The sequence below is a fragment of the Mitsuaria sp. 7 genome, assembly GCF_001653795.1.
In the GTDB taxonomy this organism is placed as follows: Bacteria; Pseudomonadota; Gammaproteobacteria; order Burkholderiales; family Burkholderiaceae_C; genus Roseateles.
Window position 1 is genome coordinate 242,895 of record NZ_CP011514.1, and the last position, 17,095, is coordinate 259,989.

Here is a 17,095-nt window from a genome sequence, read left to right on the forward strand (position 1 = left end):
GCCGCCATGACCACAGAGTCCCCTCCGATCCTTCCCGCCGACCCCGCCGATTCCGCCGACCCCGCGGATGAATACGCGATGCGGCTCGCCCTCGACCAGGCCCAGAACGCCTGGCTCGTCGGCGAGGTGCCGGTGGGCGCCGTCATCATGCGCGCCGGCCAGGTGATCGCCACCGGCTACAACCGCCCCATCACGACCCACGACCCGACCGCCCACGCCGAGATCGTCGCGCTGCGCCACGCCGCGCAACTGCTCGGCAACTACAGGCTGCCGGAGTGCGAGCTCTACGTGACGCTCGAGCCCTGCGCGATGTGCGCGATGGCGATGATGCATGCGCGGCTCAAGCGCGTCGTCTTCGCCGCGCCCGATCCGAAGACGGGGGTCGCCGGCTCGGTGCTGGACCTGTTCGGCCAGAAGCAGTTGAACCACCACACCGCGCTGCACGGCGGCGTGCTGGCGGACGCGTCGTCGCGGCTGCTGCGCGAGTTCTTCGCCGAACGCCGCGAGGCGGCGCGCCAGCTGCGCGAAGCGCGCCGGCGCGTCGCGGTCGACGCAGGGCTGGCGGGTGCGACCGGCGAGGGCCTCGACGTCGAGGCCGTCGACACGCTCAGCGCATTGCCCGAGGTCCAGGAGTTCCCCGAGATCCCCGTCGGCGACGCGCACTACCTTTCCATGAATTCCGATCCTTCGCAGGGCAACATGCAGGATCACATGCAGGACGACAAGCAGCGATGAGCTCCCTGACCCTCTACACCCCGTCCGGCGTCCTCGCGCAATCGCAGCCGCTCAAGCGCGCGGCCAAACGGCTGGCGGCGCTCGGCTTCGAGGTCGCGATCGACGACGCCGCGCTGGCGAAGCATCAGCGCTTCGCCGGCGACGACGAGACGCGGCTGGCCGCGCTGCACCGCGTCGCGCAGGCCGCGCCGTCGGTGGCGCTGGCCACGCGCGGCGGCTACGGCCTGACGCGCTTGTTGGACCGCATCGACTGGCCGACGATCGCCCGCAGCGTCGAGCGCGGCACGCGCTGGGTCGGCCTGAGCGACGTGACCGCGCTGCAGCTCGCGCTGCTCGCCCACACGAAGCAGACGAGCTGGGCCGGTCCGCTGGCCTGCGACGACTTCGGCCGCGCCGACACCGACGGCGGCGTCGACGAGATCACCCGCGACTGCTTCCTCGAGGCGATGGACGGCTCGCTCGAAGCCATCGGCTTCCGCACCGAGGCCGGACTGGACGGCGTCGAAGCCCGCGGCACGCTGTGGGGCGGCAACCTGGCGGTGCTGTGCTCGCTGCTGGGCACGCCGCACTTCCCGCGCGTCAAGGGCGGCATCCTGTTCCTCGAGGACGTCAACGAGCACCCCTATCGCGTCGAGCGCATGCTGCTGCAGCTCTGGCAGGCCGGCGTGCTGGATGCGCAGAAGGCCGTGCTGCTGGGCAGCTTCAGCGGCTGGAAGAAGTCGCCGCTGGACCGCGGCTATTCGATGAAGGCCTGCGTCGAGGCGCTGCGCGAGCGCGTGAAGGTGCCCATCCTCACCGGCCTGCCCTTCGGGCATGTGCCGACCAAGGTCTGCCTGCCGGTGGGCGCCAAGGCCGAGATGATGGTCGAGGGCCGCGATGTCATCGTCGCCTGGGGCCACGTCGGCCATGGGCACGACCACCATGATCACCACGGGCACGATCATGCACATGACCACGGCCATGGGCACGATCACGACGGACACGATCACCACGACCACTGACTGACGTCACAGGCGCCCCGCGGACCGGGCCGCTATGATCCGCCCCGGCATCGGCCGGCCTCCACGAGAGGCGCGGCTTTGGCAACAATCTGGCAATGCCGCATCCCCAGGATGCGGCGTTTGCTTTTTGGAAGGATGACGATGTCGTCGGGGCTGTGGAACGCGTCGCTGCACGCGGCTGAACGCTGTCGCGGGACGTGGATGGCCCCGGTGGCCCGCACTGCGGGCCTGCTCGCCGCCGTGCTGCTGGCCGCCTGCAACAACAGCCCGTATCCGGCGGGCGCGGCCAAGGACAACACGCTCTACCTGTCCTTCGACGAGCGCTCGCCGCGCTACCTGGACCCGACCGCCTCGTACACCGCGCCGGAGTCCGTCTACACCTACCAGATCACCGAGCCGCTCTACGGGTACCACTACCTGAAGCGGCCCTACGAGCTGATCCCGCGCGCCGCGGCCGCCGTCGTCAAGCCGTACTACCTCGACGCGCAAGGCAAGCGCCTGCCTGACGACGCGCCCTCCGACCAGATCGCGCAAAGCGTCTATGACGTGCCCATCCGCGCCGGGGTCCGTTACGCGCCCAGTCCCGCATTCGCGAAGGACGACCAGGGCCGCTACCGCTATCACCACCTGACGGCCAAGGACCTGGGCGACAAGCGCTCGCCGTGGCAGTTCGAGCATCAGGGCACGCGCGAGCTCGTCGCCGACGACTTCGTCTTCGCGCTCAAGCGCCATGCGACCACGCGCATCGAGGCGCCGATCTACGGCCTGTTCTCCGAGCACGTGCTCGGCCTGAAAGCCTACGGCGCGCTGATCCGCGAGGAAAACGCCAAGCTGCTGAAGGGCCTGCCCGAGAACTCGCCGGACAAGCCCTTCCTGGACTTCCGCAAGTGGCCGCTGGCCGGCGCCGAGGCGGTGAACGACCACCTGCTGCGCGTGCGCATCATGGGCAAGTACCCGCAGTGGTCATACTGGATGTCGACGACCTTCCTGTCGCCGATCCCGTGGGAAGCGGACCTCTTCTACTCGCAGCCCGGCATGGCCGAGCACGGCATGTCCTGGAACCAGTGGCCGGTGGGCACCGGGCCGTATGTGATGACGGAGTACCAGCAGGATCGCCGTCACGTGATGTCGCGCAATCCGAACTACCGCCAGGACCTCTACCCCTGCGAGGGCATGCCCGACGACGGCCCGGCCGGCCGTCTGGCCGACTGCGGCAAGCCGATGCCCTTCATCGACAAGATCGTCGCGACGCTGATCAAGGAGCGGGTGCCGCGCAAGGAGATGTTCAAGCAGGGCTACCTCGACCTGCCCGACCTCGAGCGCGCCGACTGGGGCGTGGAGTTCTTCGCCGACGCGAGCGACTCCGCCGAGACCGACGCCTTCTTCAAGCGGCGCGGCTTCTCATTCCCGCGCTCGACCGATCCCAACAACTGGTACCTCGGCTTCAACATGCTGGATCCGGTGATCGGCAAGGGGAAGACGCCGGAGGACGAGACCCGCCACCGCAAGCTGCGCCAGGCGTTGTCGATCGCGATCGATTGGGAAGAAGGCTACGGCCGCATCTTCAAGAACCGCGGCGGCGTGACCGCCTTCGGACCGGTGCCGCCGGGCGTGTTCGGCTCTCGCGAGGCGCAGCCGGGCTTCTTCAATCCGGTGACGCACAGGCGTGTCGACGGCAGGATCGAGCGCCGCTCGATCGACGAAGCGAAGCAACTGCTCGCCGAAGCCGGCTACCCCGACGGCCGCGACGCGAAGACCGGCCAGCCGCTGGTGCTGAACTACGACTTCATGCGCACCGTCACGCCCGAGGTGAAGGCCGAGAACGACTGGCTGGTGAAGCAGTTCGCCAAGCTCGGCGTGCAGCTGGACGTGCGCGCCACCGACTACAACCAGTTCCAGGAGAAGCTGCACCAAGGCAAGCACCAGGTGTTCTGGTGGGGCTGGCTGGCGGACTATCCCGACGCGGAGAACTTCCTGTTCCTGCTCTACGGCCCGAACAGCAAGTCGCTGCATGAGGGCGAGAACGCGGCCAACTACGAGAGCACCGAATACGACGTGCTCTTCAAGCAGGTGCAGGGGCTGGACGACGGTCCCGAGAAGCAGCGGGTCATCGACCGCATGGTGCAGATCACGCAGCAGGATGCGCCCTGGGCCTTCGGTTACTGGGCCTGGACCGGGCAGGCGTACCAGCGCTGGGTCCACAACATCAAGCCCAGCATCGTGATCCGCGACGGGGTGCGGCACTACCGCATCGATCCGAAGGAACGCGCGCAGCTGCAGACCGACTGGAACCGGCCCGTCTGGTGGCCGCTGCTGGTGCTGGTCGTCGGCGGCGTCGCGATCGTGTGGATGACGCGCCGCAGCTTCCGCAAGCGCGAGACCGCCACCGCGCGCGGCACCTCCGCGCCGGCCATCGTTTCCGCCACGAGCGCTCCCCGGGGAGCGGACTGATGTTCAAGTACCTCACCCGCCGGCTGGCCTACGGGCTGGCCATCCTGGTCGGCGTCAACCTGCTGACCTTCTTCCTGTTCTTCACCGTCAACACGCCGGACGACATGGCCCGGCTGAACATCGGCGGCAAACGCGTCTCGCAGGAACAGATCGACAAGTGGAAGGCCGAGCGCGGCTACGACAAGCCGCTGTACTGGGACGCGTCGCGCAGCGGCACGGCGCAGGTCACGCACACGGTGTTCTGGGAGCGCTCGGTCTCGCTGATGCTGCTGGAATTCGGCCGCTCCGACGCGCGCCAGGCCGTGGACATCGGCCACGAGATCAAGACCCGCATGGGCGTCAGCCTGCAGCTCGCCGTGCCGATCTTCGTGCTGCAGCTGATCGTGAGCATCGCCTTCGCGCTGCTGCTCACCTTCTTCCGCAACTCGCGCATCGACTTCTGGGGCGTGGTGACCTGCGTGCTGATGCTGTCCATCTCCAGCCTGTTCTACATCATCGTCGGCCAGTTCTTCTTCTCGCGCATCCTGCGGCTGGTGCCGATCAACGGCTACGAGCCGGGCCTGGACGCGATCAAGTTCCTGGCGCTGCCGATCGCGCTGTCGCTGCTGTCGCGCCTGGGCGGCGAGGCGCGCCTGTACCGCGCGATGCTGCTCGAGGAGGTCGGCAAGGACTACGTGCGCACCGCCCGCGCCAAGGGCCTGTCCGAGCCGGTGGTGCTGATGCGCCACGTGCTGCGCAACGCGCTCATCCCCATCATCACCAGCGCCGGCGCCTACCTGCCGTACGTGTTCCTGGGCAGCCTGGTGTTCGAGAGTTTCTTCGGCATCCCCGGCCTGGGCGCCTTCGTCATCGAGGCGATCACGGGCCAGGACTTCGCCATCGTGCGCACCATGGTGTTCCTGGGCGCGCTGCTCTACATCGCCAGCAACGCGCTGATCGACCTGGTCTACACCTGGGTCGATCCGCGCGTGAGGCTGACCTGACGCGCCGCCGGGCGCGTTCAGGATTCGAGACAGGACACGAGACTCGACATGGGATTCAAGGTCGTTTTCCTCTGGACCGACGTGGCGCTGTGGGCGATGTTCGCGGCGCTGGTCCTCTACATCGTGCGGCTGGTCCGCCGCCCGCACCTGCGCGTCAACTGGCAGCGCGTGCTGCGTGATCCGGCCGCGCTGAGCGCCGGCGTGGTGCTGGTGCTGTTCCTCGGCGTCACCGCGCTGGACAGCCTGCATTTCCGCCGCGCGCTGGCCGACAGCCCTGCGGGCCAGCAGTTCTACGAGACCCGCACCGAGTCCGTGCTGGACCTGCTGCTCGCGCGCCAGATCGAGATGCGCGAGACCAGCTATTCCGCGCCGCTCGCGTACCAGGGCTTCACGCTGGACAGCGTCGCGCACGGCAGCGAGATGGTGCGTGAGTTCCCGCGCCTGGCCTTCGGCGGCGCGCACCTGCAGGACCCGGAACGCGACTGGCACGGGGACCTGTCGCGGCGCGCGCTGACGGGGCTGGCCCTGGGCGCCGTCGCGTCCGTGCTGATGGCGCTGCTGATGGCGGCGGTCCTCGCGCCGCATCACGGCGGCTTCCGGCAGGGACTGAAGGACCTGCTGGGCGACCGCACGCACTATCCGTGGCGCGCGGCGCTCGCGACCCTGTCGGTGATCGCGCTGCTGGCCGGCCCGGTGATCGCGCTGATGGGCCACTACCACGTGTTCGGCACCGACCAGACCGGCAACGACGTGCTCTACCAGGCGCTCAAGAGCATCCGCACCGCCTTCGTCATCGGCGCGCTGTCCACGCTGGCGACGCTGCCCTTCGCGCTGGTGCTGGGCATCCTCGCCGGCTACCTGAAGGGCTGGGTCGACGAGGTCATCCAGTACTTCTACACGGTGCTGACCTCGGTGCCCAACGTGCTGCTGATCGCCGCCTGCGTGCTGATGGTCCAGGTCTTCCTGGACAAGCACCCCGAGGCCTTCGAGACCGGCGCCGAGCGCGCCGACCTGAAGATCTTCCTGCTGTGCGTGATCCTGGGCGTGACCGGCTGGGCGACGCTGTGCCGGCTGGTGCGCGGCGAGACGCTCAAGCTGCGCGAGGCCGATTTCGTCCAGGCCGCCACGGCCTTCGGCGTGCGCGACACGACGATCATGGTCCGCCACATCGTGCCCAACGTGATGCACCTGGTGCTGATCTCGCTGGTGCTCAACTTCTCCGACCTCATCCTCTACGAGGCGGTGCTGACCTACGTCGGCGTCGGCGTCGATCCGGGCATGAACAGCTTCGGCGGGATGATCAACCTGGCGCGCTCGGAGATGAGCCGCGACCCGGTCGTGTGGTGGAGTTTCGTGGCGGCCTTCGGCTTCATGGTGAGCCTGGTGCTGGCGGCGAACCTGTTCGCCGACGGCGTGCGCGACGCCTTCGATCCGCGCGCGCGCAAGCTGCGGCCGATGGTGCTGTCGTTGAAGAAGAACAAGGCCGCCGGGTCTGCAGCTCCGGCCAGCAAGGCTTCGTGAGGGACGCCGCGACATGTTGAAGATCGACGATCTCCACGTCCACCTGGACGCCGACGCCGGCCTGGTGCGCGCCATCGACGGCATGCGGCTGACGCTGGCGCAGGGCCAGACCTTCGCGCTGGTGGGCGAATCCGGCTGCGGCAAGAGCATGACGGCGCTCGCGCTGATGCGGCTGCTGCCGGACAACGGGCGCATCGCAGGCGGCCGGCTGGACCTCGACGGCCAGGACCTGTTCGACCTCAGCGAAGCCCGCATGCGCGACGTGCGCGGCGGGCGCATCGGGATGATCTTCCAGGAGCCGGGCACCAGCCTGAATCCGGTGATGAAGGTCGGCGCCCAGATCGTCGAGGCGATCGAGGCGCACACACCGCTGCGCGGCGAGGCGGCGCGCAGGAAGGCCATCGACTGGCTGCGCCGCGTCGGCATCCCCGAGCCCGAGCGCCGCATCGACGATTACCCGTTCCGGCTTTCCGGCGGCCAGAAGCAGCGGATCATGATCGCGATGACGCTGGCGGCGGAACCCGACTTCCTCATCGCCGACGAGCCGACCACCGCGCTCGACGTCACCATCCAGGCGCAGATCCTGGACCTGCTCAAGGACCTGCAGCGCGAGCGCGGCCTGGGGCTGCTGCTGATCACGCACGACCTCGGCGTCGTGTCCGGCATGGCGCACCAGGTGGCGCTGATGTACGCGGGGCAGATCGTGGAGGTGGCGCCGGCGGCCGAGTTCTTCGCCGCACCGAAGCATCCGTACGCGCGGCTGCTGCTGCGCGCGTTGCCCGACGCGGCGCGCCGTGGCGAGCCGCTGGCGGCCATCCCCGGCACCCGTGCCGCCGTTGTGGCAGACCTTCGAGGGCTGCCGCTTCGCGCCGCGCTGCGATCGGGCGATGGTGCATTGCGGCGCCACGCCGCCGGCGTTGGCCGCGTTGGCCGGCGGTGCAGCTGCGCATGAGGTACGGTGTCTGCTCTACACAGACCCCAGGGAGCCGGTGGCAGGGACGGAGAGCGCCGGAGGCGCCGGTGCCCCTCTGCGCTCAATCGCCTCCTCACGCTCGGCATTCGCTTCGAGGGGCACCGGCGCCTCCGGCGCCGAGCAGTCGCCGGCGATGCTGCTCGAGGTCCAGGACCTGCGCGTGCGGTATCCGATGTCGCGCGGATTCTTCGGCGGCGCGAAGCGATGGTTCGATGCGGTGGGCGGCGTCTCGTTCTCGATCGAGGAAGGCCGCACGCTGGCACTGGTCGGCGAGTCGGGCTGCGGCAAGACCACCTCCGGCAAGGCCATCGTCCAGTTGCTGCGCCGCGTCGCCGTCATCGAGGGTCAGGCCTTGCTGCATGCGCCCGCCGGCGCAGCAGCCGGGGCGGTCGGGCAGGGCGGGGCGCCCACGGACCTGTTCCACCTCGACGGGGTCGCACTGCGGGAGGCTCGGCGTCAGGTGCAGATCATCTTCCAGGACCCGTTCGCGTCGCTGAACCCGCGGCTGCGGGTGCAGGAAGTGCTCGAAGAAGGTCTGCTCGCGCTGCGGCCCGACCTCGATGCGCCGGCACGTCTGGGCCTGCTGCACGATCTGCTCGACCAGGTGGGCCTGCGCCGCGACGCGCTGGCCCGGTTCCCGCACGAGTTCTCCGGCGGGCAGCGGCAGCGCATCGCCATCGCCCGCGCGCTGGCCGTCGAGCCGCGCCTGATCGTCTGCGATGAGCCGACCTCGGCCCTGGACGTCTCGGTCCAGGCGCAGATCCTGAACCTGCTGCGCGAACTCCAGCGACGCCGCGGCCTGTCCTTCCTGTTCATCACCCACAACATCGGCGTCGTCGAATACATCGCCGACGAGGTGGCGGTGATGCAGTCGGGTCGCATCGTCGAGTCGGGCGCCTGCGACGCCGTGCTCGGCGCACCGCGGGAGGACTACACCCGGACGCTGCTCGCTGCCGTTCCGCGCGTCGAAGGACGAACGATCGCCTGATCCGATCGGCCGGCATTCCGGCCATTCCAGACTGTCCAAGGGCCGCTTCAGCGGCCCTTTTTCATCGTCTTCTCGTCGACCGTGGCAGGCGTTGAGCGACCGCACTGTTCCGGTGCCGAACGGGTTGTCGTGACGCCAGGTTTCCGTGTACAGCGTGCGATGACTTCGACATGCCGCCCGTCATTTGCACGGCTGTCGTGCGTCGGGGCGAATGTCGGATTATCGTTTTGAGGACGTGCGCACAAATGGTGCAATTTGCAGCGATTTGCAACGGTCAATACCTCGTTTCGGGCGCTGATCGCGCGTAGCGCCGCCGCAACGCGTGTCGCAATGCGCACTTTGGTGTTTACCCGCGTTTTCCCCCCAGAAACAGGCTAGTCACGTCTTGCATAGGGAGATTACGGGGGATTCCTTGCCGGTCGCGACAAGAAACTGGCCCGGCCCTGACCCGGGAACACCGCTCGGAGGGCGCTGGCCGAACCCCGGCCGCCCGTGTTCCCGGGAACAAGCCACAAGTGTTTCTGGATAAGGAGTCCTCATGTTCAAACGAAAGAGCATCAACGCCGCTGCGCTCCTCGCGCTGGGCGCCATGGCGCTGCCGGCGGTTGCACAACAACAGCTCGACCGCGTGGAAATCACCGGTACCTCGATCAAGCGGATTGATGCCGAAACTGCGTTGCCGGTGAGCGTCATCACCCGCGACACCATCGACAAGAGCGGCGCGTCCAACGTGCAGGAACTGGTCGATCGCCTCAGCTACAACAACGGCGGCGGTATCGCCCTGGGCCAGTCGATCGGCGACTCCTCGGCGACCGGCCAGACCGGCGCCTCGCTGCGCGGCCTGGGTCGCGCCCGCACCCTGGTGCTGCTGAACGGCCGCCGTCTGCCGACCTACCCGTTCTCGGGCCAGGGCGTGGACTTGAACTCGGTCCCGCTGGCCGCCGTCGAACGCGTAGAAGTGCTGCGTGACGGCGCTTCGGCCACCTACGGTTCGGACGCCATCGGCGGCGTGATCAACTTCATCACCCGCAAGGACTGGCGCGGCGGTGAACTGTCGGTCGGACTGGAAACGCCGCACAAGGTCGGCGACGTGTTCTCGTTATCCGGCGGCCTGGGCGTCGGCGACCTGAACAAGGACAAGTTCAACCTGATGGGCACCTTCAACTACCAGAAGTACGACCCGATCCGCGCCAGGGACCGCGACTACGCGTCCACCGGCAACCGTCCGGACCTGGGCATCATCAAGGATTCCGGCAACACCTTCCCCGCCAATGCGGTGATCCCGTCCACCGGCCGCTACGTGCCTCTGGCCGCGAACTACCCGAATTGCGCGCCGCCTGACAGCTTCAAGGGCGCGTCCAACTGCCGCTACGACTACACGCACTACATCGACCTGGTGCCTGAGCAGGATCGTTACGGCGCCCTGGTGAAGGCCACGTTCGCCCCGTCGCAGGACCACACGCTGTTCGCGGAGGCGGTCTACAGCCGCAACGAGATCGTGCTGGGTTCTTCGCAGACCCCGTCGACGACGACGGGCAAGCCGGCCTACCTGTACCCCGGCGGCGGCAAGTGGTACCCGACCGCGGCCGTCGACGCCGTGCAGCCCGGCTATCGCGGCCCGCTGCAGATCTCCTGGCGGATGGTCGACGGCGGCCAGCGCCGTGACAAGGTGACCAACGAGGTGCTGCGCACCGTCGCCGGCGCCGAAGGCACGGTGTTCGGCTTCGACTACAAGGCCGCGTTTGTCTACGCCGAAGGCAAGGCCCGCGACGACTTCGTCAGCGGCATCTTCTCGGATGCCAGGCTGGTGCAGGCGCTGGCGACCGGCCTGATCAACCCGTTCGGACCGAACGACGCGGCCGGTCTGGCTGCGCTCAAGAGTGCCGAACTGTCGGGCAACAACCGCAAGTCCAAGACGAGCAACACCGGCGGCGACTTCACGTTCTCCCGCGAACTGTTCAACGTCGGCGGCGGCAACATGGGTCTGGCCTTCGGTGGTGAAAGCCGCAAGGAGAAGTACACCGACGGCTACTCGGACATCGCCGGTTCGGGCGACATCGTGGGCGGCTCCGGCAACGCCGGCGCCGTCACGGGCCAGCGTCAGGTCAGCGGCGTCTTTGCCGAAGCCAACTTCCCGGTGCTCAAGTCCCTCGAACTGAACGCCGCGGTCCGCTACGACAAGTACAGCGGCACGAAGGGCAATTCGCGCGACGGTTCCTTCAGCTCGCCGAACCTGTCGGCCACGAGCCCGAAGTTCTCGGTCCGCTTCACCCCGATGACGGGTCTGCTGTTCCGCGCCTCCGCCGGCAAGGGCTTCCGCGCCCCGGCCTTGGACAACCTGTACGCGCCGTCCGCCGGCACGAACACGGGCAGCAACTACACCGATCCGTTCTATGACGCGCTCCGTGGTTGCACGGCGTTCCCGAACACCGATCACTGCTCCACGCAGCTGACCGCGGTGAACAACAGCAACCCGAACCTGAAGCCGGAGAAGTCCAAGACCTTCACCGCCGGCCTGGTCTTCGAGATGATCAAGGACACGAGCTTCGGCGTCGACTACTTCGACATCAAGATCACCAACGGCATCCGCGCGCTGACCGGCGACGACATCCTGAAGGACTGGTTCAAGAACCAGAGCAAGACGGATCCGACGACCAGCACCTCGGTCTTCTCCAACCGCCTGATCCGCGATCCGGTCACCGGCTATCTGGACTACGTCAACGCCTCGCTGGAGAACGTCGGCCAGGCGCGCGTCAGCGGCTTCGACCTGAACGCCCGCACCCGGCTTCGCACCGAGTTCGGCAACTTCACGCCGGGCTGGGAAGGCACGATCCTGACGAAGAGCACGGAGACCAACATCATCTCCGGCGAGACCATCGACAACCTCGGCAAGTACGCCGTGGGCGGTCCGGTGGTCCGCTTCAAGCAGACGTTCACGCTGGACTGGGACCTGGGCAACTGGGGTCTCAGCACGCGCTACTACCGCCAGAACGGCTACGAGGACTACGACGAGGTCAAGAAGGTCAAGGCCTACGGCCTGGCCGACCTGCAGGGCACGTACAAGGGCGTGAAGAACATGGTCTTCACGGTCGGCCTGCGCAACCTGTTCGACAAGAAGCCGCCGTCGACCGTCCAGGAAGACTACTTCCAGGTCGGTTTCGACCCGACGTACGCCGACGTCAAGGGCCGCACCTTCTATCTGCGCGGCACCTACCGCTTCTGATCCCGCGGGTATCCTGACCTGACTCCGCAGGCCCTTCGGGGCCTGCTTTCGTTAGGGTGCTAGAGAAGGCTGAAGGCTTCCATGGACTATCTGAACCCCACGCTGGACTACGCCGCCCTCGGCCGCACGCTGCGCGCCGACGGGCGGATCCTGATCCGCGACTTCTTCGCGCCCGCGGTGGTCGACGCGCTCGACCGGGCACTCCAGGCGATCGACTGGGAACTCGTCTACCGCGATCTGAACGGCGACCGGCGCCTCACGGGCGAGCAGCTTCGCAGCCTGACGCCGCAGCAGCGCATGCAACTGACCGAAGGCATCCATTCGGTGGCGCGGGACAGCTTCCAGTTCTCGTTCTTCTCCGATTCGCTGGTGAAGGCCGTGCACGACGGCCGGGAGGACCTGCTGGCGCGTTTCATGCGCTGGATGGCGGGGGACGAGTTCCTGTCGCGCATGCGCGAATTGAGCGGTGACCCTCAAATCAATGGCGTCTTCGCCCAGGCGACGATGTACTCGCGCGGTAACTTCCTGACCACCCACGACGATCACGTGGACCGCGAGGACCGCCGGATCGCCTACGTGATCAACCTCACCCGGCGCTGGCGTCCGGATTGGGGCGGGATGCTCCACTTCACAGGGGAGGATGGGTCGGTACTGGATACCTACTTCCCGCACTTCAACTCACTGTCGCTGTTCACCGTGCCTCAGCGACATTTCGTCTCCTATGTGCCGCCATTCGCCATGGCGGAACGCCAGGCGATCACCGGCTGGCTGATCGCCGCCTGAAAACCGTGGGGTTGGCACGAGGATTGCCTCGTTCGACCTGCAGTTCGTCCGGTAACGGCTTCGCGGGTTAGCCCTAGGCCTCCTGGGGAGGAGGTTCGGGGCCATACCAGTAGAATACCAGGGTCGATGTGCTCGGCCATTGAATGGCGCGTCTGCTGTAACCGCAGGTGCCTCGTGCGATGGGCGATGCGCGCATGCTCGGGCAAACCCCATGGCTTGCGGCTTGTGCATGTCGTTTATGATCAAGGTCGTGAAAGGTAGTCGAATTCTGTAGTTTTACTACGGAATTTTGACCGATCCTCGAGACGCCCGCGGCCACAAGCTGACGGGCATTTTTGTTGAGTCGGGTTCGTATCGTGCCCTGGGTTTTCGAGTCTTCGTGTGTCCCTCCTGCCTTCGGCGGGGCGGCGGTCCGTGGCGCTTAGGCGATGTGGCACCGTTCGTCTCCGTCGCTCGCACAGCCGGCAAGACAGGCGCTGCTGACCCCAGGTTGCGGCGCGAACGCCTGATCCGACCAGACGCTGTGTTGAGTCGAACTCCCCTTGTAGATTCGATGAAAGAAATTCGCAGTTTGATGAAGGAGCGCGCATGAACTTTGCGCAGGATAAAGCTGGGTCATCGCGCGTGACTGGCATCGGCATCGTGATCGTCATCCACGTCCTGATCATCTGGGCGTTGGCGAGCGGTCTGGCGACCAAGATCAAGGAGGCCGTCAAGGGCCCGATCGACGTCAAGGTCGTCGAGGAAAAGGTGAAGCCGCCTCCTCCTCCCGACAAGGTCGTGCCGCCCCCGCCGGACATCAAGGCCCCGCCGCCGCCGTTCGTGCCGCCGCCGGAAGTCGTCGTGACGGCTCCGCCGCCGGTGACGCAGGCGCCGGTGCTGCAGTCGGCGGCGACGCCGCCGCCGTCGGACTTCCGTCCGGCCCCGCCGCCCGCCGCACCCGCGCCGCCGGCTCCGCCGTCGGACAAGCCGCGGTCGGCGATCGGCAACTGCACCAAGATGGCCAAGCCCGAAATGCCGGCCCTGAACTGGAGCGGCACCGCGAGCTACAAGGCGACCTTCACCGTCAAGGGCGGCAAGGTGGCTGACGTGACCTTCACCGCCTTGCGCGGCGCCAACGACCGCAAGGCCGAACGCGCGCTCAAGAACGCCATCCAGGCGGCGCTGACGGAATACCAGTGCACGGACGCGATCCTCGAACAGGAATTCGTGTTCAACATGGAATGATCCGCGGGACTGTCCCACCCGCGATCGATCGAACACGGGGCGCCTGACGCGCCCCGACCTCTCAACCTGAGTTCAAGACTTTTCTCGTAGGAGCACCCTCCATGATCTCTCGTCTGTCTGCCTTGTTTGCGGCCGTCGCGTGCGCCGCGACCCTGGCCGTCTCCCCGCTGGCCGCCCAAGCGCAGGACCAGGCTGCCTCGGCCGCCGCCTCCGCCGCTGACACCGCCCCCGCTCCTGCCGACATCGCTCCCGCCGCCGTGTCCGAACCGGCCGCCGCCAAGCCGGTCGACAACCCGTACAGCCTGGGCAACATCGTCGCCCACGGCAACGTGGTCGACCAGGCCGTGCTGGCCATCCTGGCCATCATGTCCATGGGCTCGTGGTACATCCTGTTCACGAAGCTGTGGGACACCTCGAAGATCTCCCGCGAAGCCAAGGACGTCCGCGCGTCGTTCTTCAAGAAGGCTTCCCTGCAGGAAGGCCTGAAGAGCCTGAGCGAATCCGGTGCGTTCCGCTTCATCGCCCAGACCGGCGTGGAAGCGTCGGAGCACCATGAAGGCGCCCTGACCGAGAACATCGACCACAACACGTGGGTCACGATGAACATCGACCGCGCCGTGAGCGAAGTCAACACGCGTCTGCAAGGCGGCCTGGGCTTCCTGGCGACCGTCGGCTCGACCAGCCCCTTCATCGGCCTGTTCGGCACGGTGTGGGGCATCCTGCAGGCGCTGACGCAGATCGGCGTTGCCGGTCAGGCCTCGATCGACAAGGTCGCCGGCCCCGTGGGCGCCGCGCTGATCATGACCGCCATCGGTCTGGCCGTCGCCGTTCCGGCCGTGCTGGGCTACAACTGGCTGGTCAACCGCAACAAGACGGTCATGGGCCAGGTCCGTGCCTTCGCTGCTGACCTGCACGGCGTCCTGATGGGCAGCCGCAAGGTCGCAGGCCGCTAATCCGCACCGCAGTTTCCGGAGACGCAATATGGGGATGAACGTAGGTTCGTCCGGTGGCGACGACGAAGTGGTCTCGACCATCAACACCACGCCCCTCGTGGACGTGATGCTGGTGCTCCTGATCATCTTCCTGATCACCGTGCCGGTGGTGACGCAGTCGGTGGGGGTGACCCTGCCGAAGGAGACGAACGTCGTCCGCGTCACCAAGCCGGAGAACATCGAAATCGCGGTGACCAAGGATGGCGACATCTATTGGGGCGTGCAGCCGGTTCCCGACGTGGAAACGCTGGTGGCCCGCCTCAAGAAGGTGGCGGTTCTGAATCCTCAGCCGGAAGTTCACATCCGCGGCGACGACAAGTCCCGCTATGAGAACGTGGGCAAGGTCATGGTGGCGTGCCAGCGCGCTGGCATCATGTCCATCAAGTTCGTCACCGAGCCGCCGGCTCGTGGTGGCTGAAGGAGCTGAAACATGGGTATGAACGTTGGAAGCTCCAGCGGCAGTGACGAGCCGGAAACGATGCTCGACGTCAACACGACGCCGCTGATCGACGTGATGCTGGTGCTGCTGGTGATGCTGATCATCACCATCCCGATCCAGCTGCACTCGGTCAACCTGGACATGCCGCCGCCGAACAACAACCCGCCGCCCAACGAGCCGGTCGTCCACGAAGTGGCGATCGACTTCGACGGCACGGTGTTCTGGGACGGCGCCGCGGTGCCGAACCATGCGGCGCTGGAGGCCAAGATGACCGAGGTCGCCGCGATGCCGGACCAGCCCGAGGTGCACATCAAGCCGAACAAGCTGGCCGAGTACGGTTACGTGGCCAATGTGATGGCATCGGCGCAGCGCCTGGGCGTCAAGAAAATGGCGATGGTCGGGAACGAGCAGTTCCTGAACTGAGCCGGATGACCGCCTGATCGGTGTCTGACCAGAACGCGCCTGCCCGAAAGGGCGGCGCGTTTTTCTTCTTTGGAGAGCAAGCAAATGAAATTCAAACTGCTGGCAACCGCCGCTGTCGGCGCCGCCGCGCTGGTGCTGGGCTCCACGCCTGAAGGCGGCCTGAGCGTCCTGTCCCAGGCCGCCGCGCAGGTGCGCCCCGCCGCGGGCAAGCCGCTGCAGGAAGCCTCGAACCTGCTGAAGGCCGGCAAGGCGCAGGAAGCCATGGCCAAGATCCGCGAAGCCGAAGCGGTGCCGGGGCGCAATGCCGACGAGAACAACACGCTGGAAGGTCTGCGCCTGTCCGCGGCCTCGCGTCTTGGCGATGCCGACGCCATGGTCAAGGCCTATGACGCGCTGACCGCCGCCGGCAAAATGCCGGCCGCCAACAAGCTGCCGACGATGGAAGCCATCGCCGGCACCTACCTGCGCGCGGGCAACGGCGCCAAGGCGCTGGAGTGGGTCAACAAGTACAACGCCGCCGGCGGCAACAGCCCGGCGATGAAGCAGGTCCAGGCTGCGGCGCAACTGCGCTCGGGCGACGTCACCACGATCCTCAAGGACACGCTGGCCGACATCTCCGCCGACGAGAAGGCGGGTCGCACGCCGTCCCAGGACAAGCTGAACACGGCGCTGTGGGCGGCCAACAAGAAGGGCGACGGCGGCACGGAATCGGTGCTGATCCAGAAGCTGCTGAACTACTACCCGACCAAGCAGCTGTGGGCGCAGTCGCTGGGCACGCTGCAGGCCAAGAAGGGCTTCGCCGCCGGTCGCTACCAGGTCGACGTGCTGCGTCTGCGTCTGGTCACCGAGAACATGGCCGGCGCCAACGACTACATGGAGCTGGCCCAGCTCGCCGGTGCCGCCGGTTATCCGGAAGAAGGCAAGAAGGTGCTGGACAAGGGCTTCGCCGCCGGCGTCCTGAAGCCGACCGACGACAACGCGCGTCCGAAGCGTCTTGCCGACCTGCTGGACAAGCGCATCGCCGAAGCCAAGGCCGGCGCGGCCGAAGCCGAGAAGGCCGCCCGCGGCGCCCGTGAAGGCGACGAACTGGTGAAGGTCGGTTTCGCGCAGGTGCAGCGCGGCGAGGCCGCCGCCGGCATCAAGCTGATGGAAGAAGGCATCGCCAAGGGCAACCTGAAGCGTCCGGACGACGCCAAGCTCTACCTGGGCCTGGCGCAGTTCCTGGGCGGCGACAAGGCCAAGGCGCAAGCCACGTGGCGCACCGTCAAGGGCACCGACGGCTCGGCCGACCTGGCCGGCCTGTGGACTGTCTACTCGCGCAGCGCGAAGCACTGATCCCGACCCCGTCGCGATCAA

General features: G+C 67.2%; 12 protein-coding genes and 1 pseudogene. All 13 read left to right on the top strand.

The window, feature by feature from the left end:
- The first annotated feature begins 6 nt into the window (after positions 1–6).
- The 13 genes and pseudogenes from tadA to ABE85_RS01205 all read left to right on the top strand — a co-directional run bounded on the left by tadA (position 7) and on the right by ABE85_RS01205 (position 17,074).
- Positions 7–735 carry a tRNA adenosine(34) deaminase TadA gene (gene tadA, locus ABE85_RS26685; protein WP_082938201.1) on the top strand — a complete coding sequence of 243 codons (729 nt, stop codon included), beginning with the start codon at positions 7–9 and terminating at the stop codon, positions 733–735.
- Positions 732–1,736, top strand: coding sequence for an LD-carboxypeptidase (locus tag ABE85_RS01150; RefSeq protein ID WP_067269334.1), 1,005 nt, complete (start codon positions 732–734; stop codon positions 1,734–1,736). The genes tadA and ABE85_RS01150 overlap by 4 nt, the downstream gene beginning before the upstream one ends.
- 201 nt (positions 1,737–1,937) lie before the next feature.
- Positions 1,938–4,187, top strand: coding sequence for an ABC transporter substrate-binding protein (locus ABE85_RS01155; protein WP_067281570.1), 2,250 nt, complete (start codon positions 1,938–1,940; stop codon positions 4,185–4,187).
- Complete coding sequence (locus ABE85_RS01160) at positions 4,187–5,170, top strand: ABC transporter permease (RefSeq protein ID WP_067269336.1); 984 nt, start codon at positions 4,187–4,189, stop codon at positions 5,168–5,170. The genes ABE85_RS01155 and ABE85_RS01160 overlap by 1 nt, the downstream gene beginning before the upstream one ends.
- Positions 5,171–5,218: 48 nt before the next feature.
- Positions 5,219–6,691, top strand: a complete 1,473-nt coding sequence (locus tag ABE85_RS01165) for an ABC transporter permease (RefSeq protein ID WP_067269338.1) — start codon at positions 5,219–5,221, stop codon at positions 6,689–6,691.
- Positions 6,692–6,704: 13 nt separating this feature from the next.
- A pseudogene (locus ABE85_RS28835) lies at positions 6,705–8,652 on the top strand (ABC transporter ATP-binding protein).
- Between the two features lie 538 nt (positions 8,653–9,190).
- Positions 9,191–11,875, top strand: a complete 2,685-nt coding sequence (locus ABE85_RS01175; RefSeq protein ID WP_067269343.1) for a TonB-dependent receptor — start codon at positions 9,191–9,193, stop codon at positions 11,873–11,875.
- A gap of 81 nt (positions 11,876–11,956) precedes the next feature.
- Positions 11,957–12,658: a 2OG-Fe(II) oxygenase family protein gene (locus ABE85_RS01180; RefSeq protein WP_067269345.1), complete on the top strand. Its 702-nt coding sequence runs from the start codon at positions 11,957–11,959 to the stop codon at positions 12,656–12,658.
- 588 nt (positions 12,659–13,246) lie between these two features.
- Positions 13,247–13,885, top strand: a complete 639-nt coding sequence (locus ABE85_RS01185) for a hypothetical protein (RefSeq protein ID WP_067269347.1) — start codon at positions 13,247–13,249, stop codon at positions 13,883–13,885.
- A 101-nt stretch (positions 13,886–13,986) separates the two neighbouring features.
- Positions 13,987–14,838 (top strand): MotA/TolQ/ExbB proton channel family protein, encoded by an 852-nt coding sequence (locus ABE85_RS01190; protein WP_067269348.1) that lies wholly within the window; start codon positions 13,987–13,989, stop codon positions 14,836–14,838.
- A 28-nt stretch (positions 14,839–14,866) separates the two neighbouring features.
- Positions 14,867–15,295: a biopolymer transporter ExbD gene (locus tag ABE85_RS01195; protein ID WP_067269350.1), complete on the top strand. Its 429-nt coding sequence runs from the start codon at positions 14,867–14,869 to the stop codon at positions 15,293–15,295.
- 12 nt (positions 15,296–15,307) lie between these two features.
- Positions 15,308–15,739, top strand: a complete 432-nt coding sequence (locus ABE85_RS01200) for a biopolymer transporter ExbD (RefSeq protein ID WP_197507166.1) — start codon at positions 15,308–15,310, stop codon at positions 15,737–15,739.
- A gap of 84 nt (positions 15,740–15,823) precedes the next feature.
- On the top strand, positions 15,824–17,074 hold the full coding sequence (locus ABE85_RS01205) for a hypothetical protein (protein ID WP_082938205.1): 1,251 nt from the start codon (positions 15,824–15,826) through the stop codon (positions 17,072–17,074).
- The last annotated feature ends 21 nt before the right edge of the window (positions 17,075–17,095 follow it).